Raw genomic sequence first — 17,735 nt, forward strand, 5'->3', positions numbered from 1 at the left:
CTGGCGGAACGCGGGCGGTGGCCGGTTGTCCGAAAGGCCTCGCGAACCGTGCCTTCCTGGCATGGCGCCCAGGCCAACCGCCGCCAAAGCGCGCCCAGGCCAACCGCCGCACCAGCGCGGAAAAGCGAAAACCCGCCCCAACCCGGCCGCCCCGAGTTCCACGCCCCGGCACGCCGGTAGGCCTGCCGAGGGACCGGCCAGCCGGGAGACGGGCGTCGCGGCACGGGTCTCGATTAGGGTCGGCGGCAGCACCTTCTCCGCCTACCCTGGGGGTCCACGCCGATGTCCGTCGTTTCCGATCTCGCCGACGAGCTGGTCGAGGCGTCGTTCGACCACGAGCCGCTCGACGCCGCCATTCTCGGCGTCCGGCCGGACGCGCCGGGGCTCGGCGATCCGTCGGCCGCGGCGGAGGCGGCGTTCCGGGAGAAGCTCGCCGGGATCCGGGAGCGCGCCGAGGCGGTCGACCCGGCCGGGCTCGGCGCGGCCGACCGCGTCACCCGCGACGTCGTGCTCAGCTCCATCGCCGGAAGCCTCGACCGGATGGACAGCCGGGTCGTCGACTTCACCGTCACCGACCTGTTCGTCGGGCCCGCGTCCGGGCTGCTGTCCGCGCTGCCGATGATCACCGTCACCGCGGAAACCGCGGAGGCGCATCTCGGCAGGCTCCGCGGGATCCCCGAGTACCTCCGCGCCGTCGCGCAACGCCACCGCGACGGCATCGCCGCGGGACTCCTGCCGGTCGAACGCCTGGTCAAGGCCGCGATCGCGCACCTCGACCGCTACCTCGCCGAGCCCGAGAACGACCCGCTGCTGCGCCAGCCCGCCCCGAACGACGAGTTCGCCGCCCGCCGCGACGAAATCCTCCGCGACCTCGCCCGGCCCGGTTTCCGCGAGTACCGCGATTTCCTCGAGGCCGAGGTCCTCCCGCACGGCCGCCCGGACGACAAGGCGGGCGTCTCCTGGCTCCCCGGCGGCGACGAGATCTACGCCCGCCTCGCCCGCACCCACACCACCAGCGACCGCACCCCGCAGGAGCTGCACGACACCGGCCTCGCGATCATCGCCGGCCAGGTCGAGCAGTACCAGGCGCTCGGCGAGCGCGTGTTCGGCACGCGCGAGCTGCCGGAGATCTTCGAGCGGCTGCGCACCGACCCGAAGCTCCGCTGGACGAGCGCCGAGGACCTCCTCGAAACCGCCCGCACGGCCATCTCCCGCGCCGCGGCCGAGGCGCCGAACTGGTTCGGCCGCGTCCCGGAGCACCCGTGGACCGTCGAGGCGGTGCCGGAGGACTCCGCGCCCGGCGCGCCCCCGGCGTACTACATGCCGCCCGCCGCGGACGGGTCGCGCCCCGGCGTCTACTTCGCGAACACCCACCAGGCCACCGAGCGCTTCCGGCACACCGCCGAGGTCATCGCGTTCCACGAGGCGATCCCGGGCCACCACTTCCAGCTCAGCACCGCCCTCGACCTCGCCGACCTGCCGCTGCTGCGCCGCATCGGCAACTTCACCGCGTACGCCGAGGGCTGGGGCCTCTACACCGAGCGCCTCGCCGACGAGATGGGCCTGTACTCCGACGACGTGTCGCTGCTGGGCATGCTGACGATGGAGTCCATGCGGGCCGGCCGGCTGATCGTCGACACCGGCATGCACGCGCTGGGCTGGAGCCGCCAGCAGGCGGTCGACTACCTGCTCGAGCACACGCCGATGGCGCGGGTCGAGATCGAGTCCGAGGTCGACCGGTACCTCGGCTACCCGGGCCAGGCGCTGGCGTACATGGTGGGACGGCTGGAAATCGAGCGGCTGCGCGCGCAGGCCGAGCAGCGGCTCGGCAGCCGCTTCGACGTCAAGGCGTTCCACGACACCGTCCTCTCCGGCGGCTCGCTGCCGCTGTCGGTGCTGGACGCCGTGGTCACCGAGTGGGTGGCCGGCCACGGCGACACCGTCGCCGGTCTGGCCGACGAGCTGGTCGAGCTGGACTTCGAGCGGGAACCGCTGGAGCGCACCGTCCTCGGCCTGCCCGGCGACCACACGAAGCTCGCCGACCCGAGCCTCGCCGCGGCCGAGCGCGACCGCGCCAGGTACGCCGCGATCGCCGAGCGCGCCGACGCGATCGACCCGGCCGGGCTGACCCCGTCCGAGGTGATCACCCGCGAGGTGGTGCGAACGCACGCCCGCGGCGCGATCGACACGATCGACTCGCGGCTGTCCGGCTTCGCGGTGAGCGACGGGTTCAGCTCGCCCGCGTTGAACCTGATGACCATCCTTCCCGCGCTGGTCCCGGAGGACGAGGGCAAGGCGCGCGACTACCTCACGCGGCTGGCGGCGATCGGCGGCTATCTCGACGCGGTGATCGAGGCGCAGCGGACGACTGTGGCGGAAGGATTCGCGCCGCCGGACTTCCTGGTGCGCATCGGGATCGAGTACGTCGAGCGGTACCTCGCGAACGAGGACGGCGACCCGTTCCGCGTCACCCCGGCGGTCGAGGTCGAAGGCTTCGCGGCGGAGTGCGACCGGCTGCTCGCCGAAGTCGTGCGGCCCGCGTACCGGCGCTACCGCGACTTCCTCGCCGAGGACGTGCTGCCGGTTTCGAAGACGGACAGCGAGCCGGGCATCAGCCACCTGCCGGGCGGGCTGGAGAAGTACCAGGGCCTGATCCGCGCGCACACCACCACCGACCGCACCGCGCGGGAACTGCACGAAACCGGGCTGCGGCTGGGCGAAAAGCTGGCCGAGGAGTACCGCGAACTCGGCGCCCGCGTGTTCGGCACCGGAGAGCTGCGGGAGATCTTCGACCGGCTCCGCAACGACCCGGAGCTGCGCTGGCGCGACGGCGAGGAGCTGCTGGAAGGCGCGCGCGCGGCCATCGCCCGGGCGGAAACCGTTGCCCCGCAATGGTTCTCCCGGGTTCCGGAGGCGAAGTGCGCGGTCGAGCCGGTTCCGGAGGCGGACGCGGCGAGCGGCACCATCGCCTACTACCTGCAGGCGGCGTTCGACGGTTCCCGGCCCGGCACGTACTACGCGAACACCTACGAGGCGAGTTCGCGGCCGCGGTTCACCAGCGAGGGGATCGCGTTCCACGAAGCCGTTCCCGGCCACCACTTCCAGCTCACCTTCGCGCAGGAACTCGCCGATCTGCCGCTGCTGCGCCGGATCGCGCCGTTCAACGCCTACATCGAGGGCTGGGGCCTGTACGCGGAGCGCCTCGCCGACGAGATGGGCCTGTACTCCGACGACATCGCCCGCTTCGGCATGCTGGCCCAGGACTCCATGCGGGCCGGCCGGCTGGTGGTCGACACCGGTTTGCACGCGCTGGGCTGGACCCGGCAGCAGGCGGTCGACTACCTGGTCGAGCACACGCCGATGGCGAAGATGGAGATCGAGGCCGAGATCGACCGGTACGTCGCGAATCCGGGCCAGGCGCTGAGCTACATGGTGGGACGGCTGGAAATCCAGCGCGTCCGCGCCGAGGCCGAACAGGCGCTGGGCGACCGGTTCGACATCCGCGCGTTCCACGATGTCATCCTGGGCAACGGAATCCTCCCGCTGTCCGCATTGGACACCGTGGTCGGCGCGTGGATCGCGGAGGCGTCCGCGTGACCTGGCTCGACCTTCCGCCGGACACCCTGTTCGGCCTCGACAACCTGCCCTACGGCGTTTTCTCGCACGGCGAGCGGACCCGGCGGGCGGGCGTCGCGGTCGGCGACCAGGTGCTCGACCTGAGCGCGGCGGCCGAGGGCGAGTCCTTCGGCCGCCTGCTCGGCGCGGGCGTGCTGAACCCGTTGCTCGCCGCCGGCCCGGACACCTGGGCCGAAGTGCGGGCGCGGGTCCGCGAATGGCTCACCGAACCGCGCCACGCCGACCGGATCCGGCCGCATCTGGTGCCTCGCAAGGAGATCGTCAGCCATCTGCCGGTGGACGTCGCGGACTACGTCGACTTCTACTCCAGCGAACAGCACGCGCTCAACGCCAGCCGGATCTTCACCGGCGGCGACGATCTGGTGCCGGAGAACTGGAAACACCTGCCGATCGGCTACCACGGCCGCGCGGGAACCGTCGTCCCGTCGGGCACTCCCGTGGTTCGCCCGGCGGGGCAGCGGAAACCGCGGCGCGCCCCGGAACCGTCGTTCGGCGCGGCCACCCGGCTCGACTTCGAGGCCGAGGTCGGTTTCGTCGTCGGCGTGGGCTCGGAGCTGGGCGCACCGGTGCCGATCGACGAGTTCCCGCGCCACGTGTTCGGCGTGTGCCTGGTCAACGACTGGTCCGCGCGCGACCTGCAGGGCTGGGAATCGCAGCCGCTCGGGCCGTTCCTCGGCAAATCGTTCGCCACGTCCGTGTCGCCGTGGCTGGTCCCGCTCGCCGCCTTGGAACACGCCCGGGTGTCCCAGCCCGCTCAGGATCCGGAGCCGTTCGAATACCTGCGCGCGGCCGAATCGTGGAGTCTCGACCTGACGCTGGAAATCCGGATCAACGGCCACCTCGTGTCCAGCCCGCCGTTCGCCACGCAGTACTGGACGGCCGCGCAGCAGCTCGCGCACCTCACGGTGAACGGCGCGAGCCTGCGCACCGGCGACCTGTACGCGTCCGGCACGGTCACCGGCCCGGCGAAGGACCAGCGCGGTTCGCTGCTGGAGCTGAGCTGGGGCGGGCGCGAACCGCTCGCGGTCGGCGACGAGACCCGGGCCTTCCTGGAAGACGGCGACGAGGTCGTCGTCAGCGCCTCCGCCCCGGGTCCGGCCGGCGCCCGGATCGGCTTCGGCGAGGTGCGCGGGACGGTGGCGCCCGCTGTGGTGTGACCCACGCCGTAGCGCCGGCACCCGGGCGGCCGCATAATGAGCAAACGCTTAGTCACAGTCGACCGGCACGGGAATGAGGGATCGATGAGGATCGGCACCGGCGTCAGCTACTCGGGCGGGTTCGCCGAAAGCGTCGCGGACATCGTGGAGCTGGAACGGGTCGGGCTCGACATCGTGTTCGTCCCCGAGGCCTACAGCTTCGACGCGGTGAGCCAGCTCGGCTACCTCGCGGCGAAGACCGAGCGCGTCGGCCTGATGTCGGGCATCTTCCAGATCTACACCCGCACCCCGAGCCTCACCGCGATGACCGCGGCCGGGCTGGACTTCGTGTCCGACGGCCGGTTCACCCTCGGCCTCGGCGCGTCCGGACCGCAGGTCATCGAGGGTTTCCACGGCGTGAAGTACGACGCGCCGATCGGCCGCACCCGCGAGATCATCGAGATCTGCCGCCAGGTGTGGAAGCGCGAGCGCGTCGTGCACGACGGCAAGCACTACACGATCCCGCTGCCCGCGGACCAGGGCACCGGGCTCGGCAAGCCGCTCAAGCTGATCAACCACCCGGTGCGCGAGCGGATCCCGGTCGTGCTCGCCGCGCTCGGGCCGAAGAACGTCGCGCTCGCCGCCGAGGTCGCCGAGGGCTGGCAGCCGATCTTCTTCCACCCGGAGAAGGCCGCCGACGTCTGGGGAGCCGCGCTGGCCGAGGGCAAGGCCAAACGCGACCCGGAGCTGGGCGAGCTGGACGTGTTCGCCGCGCCGCCGCTGGCCATCGGCGACGACGTCGAGGGCCTGCTCGACTGGGTGCGCCCGGTGTTCGCGCTGTACATCGGCGGGATGGGCGCGCGCGGCAAGAACTTCTACAACACGCTCGCGTGCAACTACGGCTACGAGGCCGAGGCGAAGAAAATCCAGGACCTGTACCTCGACGGCAAGAAGGAAGAAGCCGCCGCGGCCGTCCCGACGGAGCTGCTGCGCGCCACGTCGCTGGTCGGTCCGGCGGGGTATGTGAAGGAGCGGCTGGCGGCGTTCAAGGAGGCCGGGGCGACCACGCTGGCGGTCAACCCGCTGCAGCCCGGGCGCGAGGCGCGGGTGGCCGCCGTCGCCAAGCTGAAGGAGCTGCTCGGCTAGGTCCGCTATGATGCGGGCTGCTGAGAGTGTGAAAAAACCGCACCTCAGGTCGATGCCGCCGTCGAAATGCCGTCAACTCCCCGCGCGGGACGCGAATACGGGAGTAAGAACGGGTTCAACGGGGAATCCGGGCGGGGCGAAAGCGAGGTAGGCCGGGCTGTGCGCAGAATCGAAGGACCCGCTGCTGCGGTGCTGGACGTGGGATCGTTCAGTGCCCGGCTCGTCGTGCTCGAACCCGGCGGATCCCCGATCGACCCGGCACTGACGCACCAGACCCGGCTGCGCCTCGACCGCGAACTCGACGACGACGGACGGCTCAGCGAACGCGGCATCGCGGCCATCGCGAAGGCCGTCGCGAACGGCATGGACTTCGCCCGCGAGCACGGGGTCAAGGACGTGTTTCCGCTGGCCACGTCGTCGGTCCGGGACGCGGTCAACTCCCGGGAGGCGGTCCGTGCGGTCGCCCGCGAAACCGGGGTCGAACTGCGGTTCCTCTCCGGCCGCCGGGAAGCGGAGCTGACCTACGTCGGCGCGCGCCGCTGGTACGGCGCGGCCGGGGGACCGCTGCTGGTGCTCGACATCGGCGGCGGCACGGTCGAGCTCTCCGCCGGGGCCGGCGAGCAGGCCGCGTTCGCGCGGTCGCTGCCTCTGGGCGCCCGGTCGGTCACGCGCGACTGGCTGCCCGCCGAACCGCCGGTGCGCGGCAAGCAAGTGCGTGCGCTGCGTGACCACGTGCTGGAGGAAGTCGCCGCCGCGCTGGGCGATGTGCAGGCTGAACTGGCCGAACACCGCGTGGTCGGCTGTTCGAAGGTGCTGCGGCAGCTGGCCCGGCTGGCCGGCGACCGTCCGGGCAAGGCCCGCGAGCTGCACCTGGACGACGTGCGCGCGTGGATTCCGCGGCTCTCGGCGATGCCGTTCGCGCGGCGGGCGCAGCTGCCCGGGATTTCGCGGCAGCGGGCCCAGCAGGCGCTCGGCGGCGCGGTGGTCGCGGAAGCCCTGCTGACGGTCGCGGGCGGGAAGATGACGATCTGCCCGTGGTCGACCCGGGACGGGCTCCTGCTGACGCTGCTGGACCAGCTCACCGACGCGACCGGAAAGCAGCGCTCGCGTCCGGCCGCGTGAACTCCCTGGTGCGGGCGCGGTAAACCGGGTATCCCGGAGACATGACCCCGCGCAGCGAATTCCTTCCCCGCGACCGCTCCGAGGACGACGACGAGGAAACGCCGTTCCCCGCGCGCCGCAAACGCGAGCTGCCCGATCCGGACGAGCTGCCCGGCGAGGTGGCCACCGCGCCGGGGCCGGACCTGAGCCCCTCCCGGACCGACGAGGTGCCGCGGGTGCCGGGCACGGACGAAACGCCGTCGTGAGCGGCGATGCCGGTTAGAACCGGCTGTGCGACTGCGGAAGATCGGTGTCACTCGGACTGTGTGGTTTGGGTTTTCTGCCGGAGTCTCTCGTAGGGGTCGGCGTTGAAGACGTTGACGTTGTCGATGACGATGCCGTGGAGGAGGCGGTAGAACTCTTCGGCGATGCGGTGAGAGCGCTCGACTTTGCCGGTGAGGGGGCGTGCGGGGCTTGAGGTAGACGTGCCCGATGCCTTCGTCGAGGACGTGTTAGTGGCGAGCCCGAAGTGGTAGTTGCGCCGTCAGCGCGACGTTCCCGGACACTTCCTCGACCTGGCGCAGGACCGCGAGGCACCGGCGCGCCTCGCGGTCCGACTGGGGCTCATTCACCCGGACTCCCTGTGATCACCAAGTCCGGGTGTCAACCACGTCCTGCGGTTCAGAGCCGGTTAGAACCAGCATCGCCGCTCACGAGTCAGGCTCGGTCGAACTGCCGCACCTTCGACGCGTCCCGGCGCGCCGGAGCGCGGCCGGCCGGCTGGACCGGCGCGGGGCCCGGGTCCAGCTTCGGGATCGGCAGCTCCACCGGTTCCTCGGTCACGGTGAACCGTTCGCCGTGGTGGATCAGGTCCAGCGGCGGCCCGTTGAGCACCCGGTACGTCGCCGCGTCGTGCTGGATGGACACCTGGAACCGCGTTTCCCGGAAGGCGAGGCGGAAGGTGAGGCCGCCCAGTTCCTCCGGCAGCCGGGGCGCGAACGAGAGCTGGCCGCCGTAGTCGCGAAGGCCGCCGAATCCGGCCACGGTGGCCTGCCAGGCACCGGCCAGGGACGCCATGTGCAGGCCGTTGCGGACGTTGTTGTGCACGTCGTGCAGGTCGGTCAGCGCCGCTTCGGCGAGGTAGTCGTAGGCCAGCTGCAGGTGTCCGACCTCGGCGGCGATGACGGCCTGGGTGCCCGCGGACAGCGAGGAATCGCGGACGGTCCGTGCTTCGTAGTAGGCGAAGTCGCGGGCTTTTTCCTCGGGACTGAACGAATCGCCGCACAGATGCAGGGCCAGCACGAGGTCGGCCTGCTTGACGACCTGCTTGCGGTAGAGGTCGAAGTACGGGTAGTTCAGCAGCAGCGGGTAGAAATCCTCGTCGGTGGCGGCGAAATCCCACTCGTCGTGCTGCAGGAAGCCTTCCGACTGCGGGTGCACGCCGAGTTCCTGGTCGTAGGGCAGCGCCATGGCATCCGCCGCGGCGCGCCAGGAATCGACCTCGGGAGTGTCCACTTCGAACTGTGCGGCGACGTCCGGATGCCGCTGGCACACGTCGGCCGCGGCGAGCAAGTTCTTGCGCGCCATCAGGTTCGTGTAGACGTTGTTGTCCGCCACCGCGGAGTACTCGTCGGGCCCGGTGACGCCGTCGATGCGGAAGTGCCCGTGGTGGTCGTAATGCCCGAGGGAGGCCCACAGCCGCGCGGTTTCCAGCAGCAGTTCCGCGCCGCAGGTGCGCTCGAAATGCTCGTCCTGGGTGGCGTTCACGTAGCGCACGACGGCGTCGGCGATGTCCGCGCTGACGTGGAACGCCGCGGTCCCGGCCGGCCAGTACGCGGAGCATTCGGCTCCGTTGATGGACCGCCACGGGAAAGCCGCGCCGCGCAGGCCGAGCTGGGCCGCGCGTTCTTTCGCTTTGTCTATTGTGGAGTGTCGCCAGCCGAGCGCGTCGCGGGCGGCGTCCGGCATCGTGTACGTCAGCACCGGCAGCACGAAGGTTTCGGTGTCCCAGAACGCGTGCCCGTCATACCCCGGGCCGGTGAGGCCTTTCCCGGCGATCGCCCGGGTTTCGCCGCGGGCCCCGGCCTGCAGCAGGTGGAAGAGCGCGAACCGGACGGCCTGCTGGAGTTCCGGGTCGCCGTCGATTTCGATGTCCGAAGTGGCCCAGAAGTCGTCCAGGAACTGGCGCTGCTCGGCGGCCAGGCCTTTCCAGCCGGTCTGCCGGGCGCCGGCGAGCGCGGCTTCGACCTGTGCGCGCAAGGCGGGCGCGGACCGTTGCGCGGACCAGCCGTAGGCGAGGAATTTGGTGACCCGCAGCCGTCCGCCCTTGGGCACGTCGACCGCGGCGGTGAGCCGGGCGAGGTCCTCCTCGGCGTGGATGCGGGTGCGCAGGCCGTCGTCCACCTCGATTTTGTGGTCCATCGCGGCGGCGACCCGCAGCCCGGACATCCGGGTCTGGTGCACCAGCACGGCCTGGTAGCCCGCGGCGTGGCAGAACTCGCCGACCAGCGGCGCGTCGAGCGCGGCGGCCACCCGCGGGTCGTGCGTGTCGGACTCGACCGGTTCGTTGGCCAGCAGGTCGGACTGCACGACGAGCTGCAGGTTCTCGTCCAGCGGTTCGACCTCGTAGCGGATCGCGGCGACCGCGCGCTGGGTGAAGGAAACCAGCCGCTCGGTGGTCACCCGCACGCGCCTGCCGGTGGGGGAGGACCATTCGGTGACCCGGCGCAGCGTGCCGCGGCGGAAGTCGAGCACGCGGTCGTGCGCGGTCGCGATGCCGTAGCGCATGTCCAGCGGCTCGTCCTCGACCAGCAGCCGGATGATCTTGCCGTCGGTCACGTTGACGACGGTCTGGCCTTCCTCCGGGTAGCCGTAACCGCCCTCGGCGTAAGGGAGTTCGTGCTGTTCGTAGAAGCCGTTGAGGTACGTGCCGGGCAGCCCGCGCGGTTCGCCTTCCTCAAGGGTGCCGCGGAGTCCGATGTGTCCGTTCGAGACCGCGAAGGCGGATTCGGTGCGCTGCAACGCATCCACGTCGAGCCCGCGCCAGCGCAGCTCCCACGGCGCGCACTCGTAACCGAGTTCTGTCACTTGTCCTCCAGCAGGTCGGCGAGGTCGTCCACCACGACGTCGGCACCGTGCGCGCGCAGGGCGGCCGCCTGGTTTTCGCGGTTCACGCCCACGACGTACCCGAAACCGCCGGCTTTTCCCGCCTGGACGCCGGATTGTGCGTCTTCGAACACCGCGGCCTGTTTCGGGTCCACGCCCAGCGCCTTGGCTCCGGCGAGGAAGGAATCGGGCGCGGGCTTGCCTTTCAGGTGGTCGCGGCGGATGACCAGGCCGTCTACGCGGGCTTCCACGAAGCGGGACAGGTCGGCTGCGTCGAGGACCTTCGCGCCGTTCGCCGAGGAGGTCACTACGGCGATCCGGAGGCCCGCTTGCTGGGCTGCTTCCAGGTAGCGGACGGAGCCCGGGTAGGGGTTTACCCCGCGTTCGTCGATGATTTTGAGGACCAGTTCGTTCTTGCGGTTGCCGATGCCGTTGACGGTGGGTGCGTCGACGGGGTCGTCCGGGGTGCCTTCGGGGAGTTCGATTCCGCGGGAGCGCAGGAATTCCCGGACGCCGTCGGCTCGCGGGCGGCCGTCTACGTAGGTGGCGTAGTCGGTGTCGGTGAATTCCTGGAAGTTCGCGGAGTCGCGGGTGCGGAGGTATTCGTCGAACGTCCGTTTCCACGCCTCGCGGTGGAGCACGGCCGTCCCGGTCAGTACGCCGTCCAGGTCGAAGAGGCAGGCGGTGATGGTGTCGGGCAGTCCGATCATTCCTGCAAGGTACCGGGGGTGGGGGAGGTTTGCGGGGTGTCGGGGGGCGGCTCGTCGCCCTGGGGGGCGACATTGCCGGTTAGTGGTTGCGTGGGGCACCCCGAAGCTTGATTGTGCTGACGGGCGGTGGGTGCTTGTCAAGGCGGGAAAGATGCCTTGACAAGCACCCACCGCCCGCAGGGAGGCTTCGTATCGGGGTGCGGGGGAGGGGCTGGGTGCCTCGCTCGTTGGGTGCGCTGGCTGCGGTTTTAGGGCTGGGTGCCGCGCTGTTTGGGTGCAGCGGTTGCGGTTGGTGCCGCGCTGTTGGGTGCGGCGGTGCGGGTTAGGCGGCGCCTACGCGGCGGTCGAAGACTAGGCGTTCTGCTGCGCGCAGGCCGACGCTGATGGCGCCGGTGAGGACGCCGTCGTCGCCGAGTTCGCCTTGCACCACGGTGGTGGTGAGCGGGGTGAACGCGCGAAGGGCGCGGTCGATTGGTTCCAGCAGCAGGTCTGCTGCCGTTCCTACGCCGCCGCCTAGGACGATCAGTTCCGGGTCGATCACCGCGGCCACCGAAGCGACGGTGTAGGCGAGTCGGTCTGCTTCCGCGGATACCGCTCGTTGTGCCAGTTCGTCCCCCTCGCGGGCTAGCCTGAAGACTTCGCGGGCGGATCGGGCTGTGCCCAGGCCGAGTTCGCGTGCGCCGCGGACCACCGACTGTGCGGCGGTCGCTTCTTCCAGGTGGCCGCGGGCGGGGGGTTCGCTCGGCTCGTCGCCGACGCGGGTGCGGCCGTAGGGCAGGTAGCCGATTTCTCCCGCTGCGCCGGTGGCGCCGCGGAAGACCCGGCCGTCGACCATCAGGCCCATGCCTACTCCGGTGCCGATGGTTATGCAGCCGACTACCGACGCTCCGCGGGCGGCGCCGCTTTCCCATTCGCCGACCGCGGTGAGGTTCGCGTCGTTTTCCACCAGCAGGTCCGGGCCGAGCACCTGCTCCAGATCGTCGAGCAACCCGGGACGGCCCCAGCCGGGCAGGTTCGGGGCGTGCCGGAAACAGCGTTTCACCGGGTCCGCGACGCCGGGGGAGCCCAGCACGCGGACGACGATGTCGTCGCTGGTCAGACCCGCTTCGGCGACGATGTCCGCCGCCAGTTTGCCCAGTGCGGAGATCAGCGCGCTGCCCGAGCGGGCCGTGTTGCGCACGTCTCGCCGGGCGACCGTGGTGCGGCCCAGGTCGGCGACCGCGACCCGGATGTGCTCGCGGCCGATGTCCAGGCCCAGCACGTACCCCGCGGTCGGGTCCGCCTCGTAGAGCACCGCCGAACGGCCGGTGCCGGTGGACGTGTGCCCGGTCGCGCGGGCGAGCCCGGCGGCCTCCAGCGCCAGCAGCGCCTGGCTCACCGTCGGCTTCGACAGCCCGGTGTCCTTCGCCACCTGCGGCCGCGTCGCGGGCCCGCCGCGGCGCAACAGGTCGAGCACCGCCCGCTGGTTGATCATGCGCATCCCGGCCGGGGTGCCGACCGGTGGTGTACCCGACCCTGCCACCTGCTGAGTTTCCTTCCCGTTCGGACTTCCGTCCTGCCACGGTAACCGGATTCGCCCCGCTTTGGCAGGAAAGTTTCTTTTCTTCCGGCTCGGGAGGGCAGGCGGGAGGTCTTGGCCCGACGATACGGGCTCGGCGGGCGAAACCCGGGGACGGCACGCAGAGTCCGCCGTCCGCCGGCCGACCGGATCAGGCGCCGGGCAGCCAGTTGCCGTGGAACCCGGCGGGCACGCGTCCGGGCAGACGGACCGTCGCGACCGGATCGGCTTCGAGGTCCTGCGCGTCGAGCACCACCAAGTCGCTGCGGTCGTCCGGTCCGTCGTAGACGTACGTCAGGAGCCAGCCCGCGCCGTCCGGACGGTCGTCCGCCGGAACGAAAACCGCTTCGCCGGGGATGTGTCCTTCCGGGAACACGTGCTCGCGTGAGGTGTTCGTGTGCAAGTCGTAGCGGCGGAGCACGAGCGGACCCTCCGGGCCGTGCCATCCGGTGAGATGCCCGAACCGTGCGTCGAGCCCGGCGAGCCGGTCGTCGATGCGGGGGAATTCGCCGTCGCGGTCGTCGAGCAGGTCCTCGGCGACGGCGCCCGCGCGCGGGTCGATCGTCCACCGCCACAGCGCGCCCTTCGGGTCCGGCACGCCGGGCCGGTACAGGTGCTCGTAGCGCACGACGTGCACGACGATCCGGCCGTCGGCGGTGTCGTGCGCGTTGAGCGTGTGGAAGACGTAGCACGGGTCGATCTCGAACCAGCGCACGCCGTCCTCCGGCCGGTCGCGGCTGAGCAGGCCGAGCCGCGCGCCGTAGGTGTCGCTCCAGCGGAACGGCATGCCGCCGTCGGTTCCGCGGTCGAACACCACCGGCAGGTCGAAGAACACCACGTGCCGCCGGGTGAGCGCGAAGTCGTGCATCATCGTCAGGCCGGGCACGTCGATCGGCTGCCGCAGCACGAGTTCCCCGGCGGCGTCGGCGCGGTAGTAGCTCACGTGCGGGGCGGTGAGGCTGCCGTAGCCGAAGAAATGCAGTTCGCCGGTTTCCGGGCAGATCTTGGGATGCGCGGTCATCGCGTCGGCGAGCTTTCCGTCGAAATCGTAGACGCCGACGGTGTCGAGATCCGTGGTGATTTCGTACGGCAGCGAGGATTCCACGAGCGCGAGCGTGCGGCCCGCGTGATTGACGACGTGGGTGTTGGCAACGCTCGACCGGAGATTCCTGCTTCCGTCGGCGTTGTAGAGCACCGGATTCGGGGTGTCGAAGCTTTCGGTGCGCACCCAGCGATTGCGGTACCAGGCCGCGCGGCCGTTTTCGAGCCGCACGCCGTGCACCATGCCGTCGCCGGTGAACCAATGCGCGCTGTCCTGGCGCGGATTCGGCCCGTTGCGCAGGTACCAGCCAGTGAGTTCCGGAGGCAGCGCACCGGTGACCGGCAGGTCGCGAGCGGTGAGTTCGTCGTGGACCGGGGCGTAGTGGCCCTTGAGGTGGAAATCGGTGGTGGCCATGGATTCACGCGGCTTTCTGGGCACGGGCCCGGACGATGCGCGGATAGCGAATGGTGAACGAAATCGGAACCGCGAAGCCGAGGACCTTGATGACGACCAAACCGACGGTGTCGTGCGGCGCGTAATGCAGCAGGACGGCTTCGGCGATTCCGGCGACGGTGAAACTGGCCGCCCACACTGCGGTGATCACGACGTTGACCCGGCGAAACACCGTCGTGGCGGCGATTTCCGGCGGGACCATGGTTTTCGCGATCCCGAGCGTGAACGGCCGTTTCGCGGCGATCGACCCCCAGGCGGTCGCCGCCAGCCACAGGTCGGTGAGCGCGCCGACGTAATTCCTCAACGGCGAGGCCGGGTCGCTGAAGGACCAGGCCGACAGCGCCGCGAAGAAGACGACCGCGGAGACCTCGATGAACAGCGTGTCCCAGCCCTTGCCGTTCCGGCGTTCGAGCAGGAGCAGTCCGCCCGCCAGCACCAGCCCGGCCAGGCCGGACCACCGCCAGTCGGCCTGCGTGGAGACGACCGCGAAGGCGATCCACGGAAGGAAACTCTTCAGGTAGTTCATCGGTACCCCCATATTCCTGTGGTGACAGGTCAAAGCTAGAACGTGCGGGCTGGACATGTCAATAGTGGAAGGTAGGGTGGGGGCATGACTTTGCGACACGCGGTGCTGGGGCTGCTCGCCACGGCCCCGGGAAGCGGCTACGACCTGCTCAAACGCTTCGAAACGGCGATGTCGAGCGTCTGGACGGCCACGCAGAGCCAGCTGTACGGAGAACTGGGCAAGCTGGAGGGCGCGGACCTGATCGAGGTCTCCGCGGAGGGCCCGCGCGGGCGCAAGGAGTACGCGATCACCGACGCCGGGCGCGCGGAACTGCGCAAATGGCTGCTGGAGGACAGGCCGCCGGCGCCGCGGCGGAACGAGATGCTGCTGCGGGTGTACTTCCTGGGCGAGGTCTCGCCGGAGGAGGCCCGGGGGTTCCTGGGCAGGCACGGCGCTTTCGCCGAGGGGCTGGTCGAGGAGCTGGCCGCGCTGGAGGCTTCGGTCGACTGGGACGACAGCGATCCGTCGCTCTACGGCCGCCTCGCCCTGGAGTGGGGCAAGCGGTACGCGGCGATGGAACGGGACTGGGCGGAGTGGGCGGCGGAGACGATCCGCGCCCGCCGCGGGTGACGGCCGTGGCGGGCAATCCGGTCCATGGCGGCGACGAGGCCCGGTTCGCGCGCGATCTCCGGGACGAGGGCGAGCCGGAGGCCGAATTCCATCCCGGCATCGCCGCCCGGTTTCCGCGCAAGAACGCAGCGGCCGGAGTTCTCGCGCACGACGAGCACGGCCGGGTCCTGTTCGTTTGCCCGACCTACAAGCCGTTCCTGGAGATTCCCGGCGGCCTGGCCGAAGACGGCGAGTCGCCGCTGGCCGCGTGCCGTCGGGAAGTCCGGGAAGAACTCGGGATCGACGTCACGGTGGGACGCCTGCTCGTCGTCGATTGGTTGCCCGCGCACGGCGTTTGGCGGGACAGCCTGCAGTTCGTCTTCGACGGCGGGGTGCTGAGCCGCGAGCGGATCGGAGCTATCCGCCTGGCCGCGGACGAGGTGAGCCGGTTCGAGTTTCTTGACCTCGAGGCCGCGCGAGCGCGATTGCGGCCCTCGAAAGCGCGGCGAATCGAGCTTGCGTACCAAGCGTTCCTGGACGGCGAGACGGTCTACGGCGAGTTCGGCCGGAGGCTCGGGTAGTTCGCGCCTCCGGCCGAGTGCCTTTTCAGCCGTCCGAAGACCGCTTCCAGATGTTGATGCCTTCTTCGGTGGCGTGCTGGTCGATCTCGGCCAGCTCGTCCGCGGTGAAGGAGAGGTTGTCCAGCGCGGCCACGTTGTCCTCCAGCTGCTTCACGCTGCTGGCCCCGATCACCAGCGACGTCATCCGCGGATCCCGCAACGCCCAGGCCAACGCGAGCTGCGCCAGCGTCTGCCCCCGTCGCGCCGCGATCTCGCCGAGCGCCCGGATCTTGCCGAGCTTCTCCTCGGTGATCGTGTCCGGGTTCAGCGATTTCCCTTGCGCCGCCCGCGAATCCGCGGGCACCCCGGAGAGGTACTTGTCGGTCAGAAGCCCTTGCGCCAGCGGCGAAAACGCGATGCAGCCCGCGCCGACCCGCTCCAGCGTCCCGAGCAGATCGTCCGCCTCGGTCCAGCGGTTGAACATCGAGTACGACGGCTGGTGGATCAGCAGCGGCGTGCCCAGTTCGCGCAGCAACCGCGCGGCTTCCGCGGTCCGCGCGGAGTTGTAGGACGAGATCCCGACGTACAACGCCTTGCCGGACCGGACCGCCCGGTCGAGCGCGCCGACGGTCTCCTCCAGCGGCGTCTCCGGGTCGAACCGGTGCGAGTAGAAGATGTCGACGTAGTCCAGCCCCATCCGGCCCAGCGACTGGTCGAGGCTGGCCAGCAGGTACTTCCGCGAACCCCATTCGCCGTACGGGCCGGGCCACATGTCGTAGCCGGCCTTGGTCGAGACGACCAGCTCGTCGCGGTAGGGCTTCAGGTCGCTCGCCAGCAGCCGGCCGAAGTTCTCCTCGGCGCTGCCGTACGGCGGGCCGTAGTTGTTGGCCAGGTCGAAGTGCGTGATGCCCAGGTCGAAGGCCCGCCGGACGATGTCGCGCTGGACGGTGAGCGGGCGGTCGTTCCCGAAGTTGTGCCACAGCCCGAGCGAGATCGCGGGCAGCTTCAGGCCGCTGCGCCCGCAGCGGCGGTAGGGCATCGAGTCGTAACGGGCATCGGCGGCAGCGTAGGTCACGCCGCGATGCTAGCCCGGGGTCCGCGTCCGGCGGGCGACCTCCTGCCTTGGTGCGGCGGTCCGGGATACGTCGGAGGAATGTGCTCCTGCTGCTGGAGGGTTAGGGAGGTCGGGGAGTGCCGGGTGGGGTATGGGTCCGATGTCTGGGCGGCGGGACGGCTTTCGGGGCGACCGGCCAGTACAGTGCAGGTGAGCGATCGCTTAGGAGGCCACGTGGGCACCGGGTTTTTCTCGTCCGTCGACGACGTGTCGGCGCAGCTGGCCGAGGCCGGGTACCTCGCGTCGACCGCGGTCGCGACCACGGTGTTCCTCGCCGACCGGCTGGGGAAGCCGCTGCTGGTCGAGGGCCCGGCCGGGGTCGGCAAGACCGCGCTGGCGACGGCGGTCGCCGAGGTCACCGGTTCGCGGCTGGTGCGGTTGCAGTGCTACGAGGGCATCGACGAGGCCCGCGCGCTGTACGAGTGGAACCACGCGAAGCAGCTGCTGCGGATCACCGCGGGCCGCGACGAGACGTGGGACGAGGCGCGCACCGACATTTTCGGCGAGGAGTTCCTGCTGCGCCGCCCGCTGCTCACCGCGATCTCCGGCACCGAGCCGACCGTGCTGCTGATCGACGAGACGGACAAGGCCGACGTCGAGATCGAGGGCCTGCTGCTGGAGGTGCTCGGCGATTTCCAGGTGACCGTGCCCGAACTCGGCACGATCACCGCGACGCAGCAGCCGTTCGTGGTGCTCACGTCGAACGCGACGCGCGAGCTGTCCGAGGCGCTGCGGCGGCGGTGCCTGTTCCTGCACATCGATTTCCCGGACGAGGACCTCGAACGCGAGATCGTCCGGCTGAAGGTGCCGGGCATCGAGGCCGCGCTGGCGGATTCGGTGGTGCGGGTGATCGCCGCGCTGCGGGCGATGGACCTGCGGAAACTGCCGTCGGTGGCGGAGACCGTCGACTGGGCGCGCACGCTGCTGGAGCTGGGCGCGGGCGCGCTGGACGAGCGGGTGGTGCGGGAAAGCCTCGGCGTCGTGCTGAAGCACCAGGACGACATCGCGAAGGCCGGGGCCGGGCTGCGTCTCGACCAGGTGCTGGACGCGTCGTGACCGG

14 protein-coding genes are annotated in these 17,735 nt (G+C 70.6%); 8 read left to right on the forward strand and 6 right to left on the reverse strand.

Going from position 1 to position 17,735, the window contains the following annotated elements; all coding sequences use genetic code 11:
* Positions 1 to 282 precede the first annotated feature (282 nt).
* The 5 genes from F9C11_RS23170 (at position 283) to F9C11_RS23190 (ending at position 7,285) form a co-directional block, all read left to right on the forward strand.
* The gene (locus F9C11_RS23170) at positions 283 to 3,597 is read left to right on the forward strand and encodes a DUF885 domain-containing protein (protein WP_409179453.1); all 3,315 of its coding nucleotides are present in this window, start codon (positions 283 to 285) and stop codon (positions 3,595 to 3,597) included.
* Complete coding sequence (gene fahA / locus F9C11_RS23175) at positions 3,594 to 4,793, forward strand: fumarylacetoacetase (protein WP_409179454.1); 1,200 nt, start codon at positions 3,594 to 3,596, stop codon at positions 4,791 to 4,793. Before F9C11_RS23170 ends, fahA begins: the two co-directional genes overlap by 4 nt.
* 84 nt (positions 4,794 to 4,877) lie before the next feature.
* Positions 4,878 to 5,918 carry an LLM class F420-dependent oxidoreductase gene (locus F9C11_RS23180; protein WP_409179455.1) on the forward strand — a complete coding sequence of 347 codons (1,041 nt, stop codon included), beginning with the start codon at positions 4,878 to 4,880 and terminating at the stop codon, positions 5,916 to 5,918.
* Positions 5,919 to 6,077: 159 nt separating this feature from the next.
* Positions 6,078 to 7,040 (forward strand): Ppx/GppA phosphatase family protein, encoded by a 963-nt coding sequence (locus tag F9C11_RS23185; protein ID WP_409179456.1) that lies wholly within the window; start codon positions 6,078 to 6,080, stop codon positions 7,038 to 7,040.
* Between the two features lie 41 nt (positions 7,041 to 7,081).
* Entirely contained in the window at positions 7,082 to 7,285 is a 204-nt protein-coding gene (locus F9C11_RS23190) for a hypothetical protein (RefSeq protein WP_409179457.1), read from the forward strand.
* Positions 7,286 to 7,736: 451 nt separating this feature from the next.
* On the opposite strand, the gene F9C11_RS23195 is transcribed toward F9C11_RS23190, so the two are convergent.
* From F9C11_RS23195 to F9C11_RS23215, 5 genes are all read right to left on the reverse strand, one after another.
* Positions 7,737 to 10,106 carry a glycoside hydrolase family 65 protein gene (locus F9C11_RS23195; RefSeq protein ID WP_409179458.1) on the reverse strand — a complete coding sequence of 790 codons (2,370 nt, stop codon included), beginning with the start codon at positions 10,104 to 10,106 and terminating at the stop codon, positions 7,737 to 7,739.
* Positions 10,103 to 10,834, reverse strand: coding sequence for an HAD family hydrolase (locus F9C11_RS23200; RefSeq protein WP_409179459.1), 732 nt, complete (start codon positions 10,832 to 10,834; stop codon positions 10,103 to 10,105). Before F9C11_RS23200 ends, F9C11_RS23195 begins: the two co-directional genes overlap by 4 nt.
* A 322-nt stretch (positions 10,835 to 11,156) precedes the next feature.
* Positions 11,157 to 12,314 carry an ROK family protein gene (locus F9C11_RS23205; RefSeq protein ID WP_409186957.1) on the reverse strand — a complete coding sequence of 386 codons (1,158 nt, stop codon included), beginning with the start codon at positions 12,312 to 12,314 and terminating at the stop codon, positions 11,157 to 11,159.
* Between the two features lie 229 nt (positions 12,315 to 12,543).
* The gene (locus tag F9C11_RS23210; protein WP_409179460.1) at positions 12,544 to 13,848 is read right to left on the reverse strand and encodes a carotenoid oxygenase family protein; all 1,305 of its coding nucleotides are present in this window, start codon (positions 13,846 to 13,848) and stop codon (positions 12,544 to 12,546) included.
* Positions 13,849 to 13,852: 4 nt separating this feature from the next.
* Positions 13,853 to 14,413 (reverse strand): hypothetical protein, encoded by a 561-nt coding sequence (locus tag F9C11_RS23215; RefSeq protein WP_409179461.1) that lies wholly within the window; start codon positions 14,411 to 14,413, stop codon positions 13,853 to 13,855.
* An 84-nt stretch (positions 14,414 to 14,497) separates the two neighbouring features.
* Between F9C11_RS23215 and F9C11_RS23220 the strand changes: the two genes are divergently transcribed.
* Entirely contained in the window at positions 14,498 to 15,022 is a 525-nt protein-coding gene (locus F9C11_RS23220) for a PadR family transcriptional regulator (protein WP_409179462.1), read from the forward strand.
* Between the two features lie 5 nt (positions 15,023 to 15,027).
* Entirely contained in the window at positions 15,028 to 15,582 is a 555-nt protein-coding gene (locus F9C11_RS23225; RefSeq protein WP_409179463.1) for an NUDIX domain-containing protein, read from the forward strand.
* A 25-nt stretch (positions 15,583 to 15,607) separates the two neighbouring features.
* Here the strand turns inward: F9C11_RS23225 and mgrA are convergent, their stop codons facing one another.
* Positions 15,608 to 16,636 (reverse strand): L-glyceraldehyde 3-phosphate reductase, encoded by a 1,029-nt coding sequence (gene mgrA / locus F9C11_RS23230; RefSeq protein ID WP_409179464.1) that lies wholly within the window; start codon positions 16,634 to 16,636, stop codon positions 15,608 to 15,610.
* Between the two features lie 213 nt (positions 16,637 to 16,849).
* Between mgrA and F9C11_RS23235 the strand changes: the two genes are divergently transcribed.
* Complete coding sequence (locus F9C11_RS23235) at positions 16,850 to 17,731, forward strand: MoxR family ATPase (RefSeq protein WP_009080300.1); 882 nt, start codon at positions 16,850 to 16,852, stop codon at positions 17,729 to 17,731.
* Positions 17,732 to 17,735: the final 4 nt, after the last annotated feature.

It is taken from the genome of Amycolatopsis sp. VS8301801F10, from assembly GCF_046195355.1.
Taxonomy (GTDB): Bacteria; Actinomycetota; Actinomycetes; order Mycobacteriales; family Pseudonocardiaceae; genus Amycolatopsis.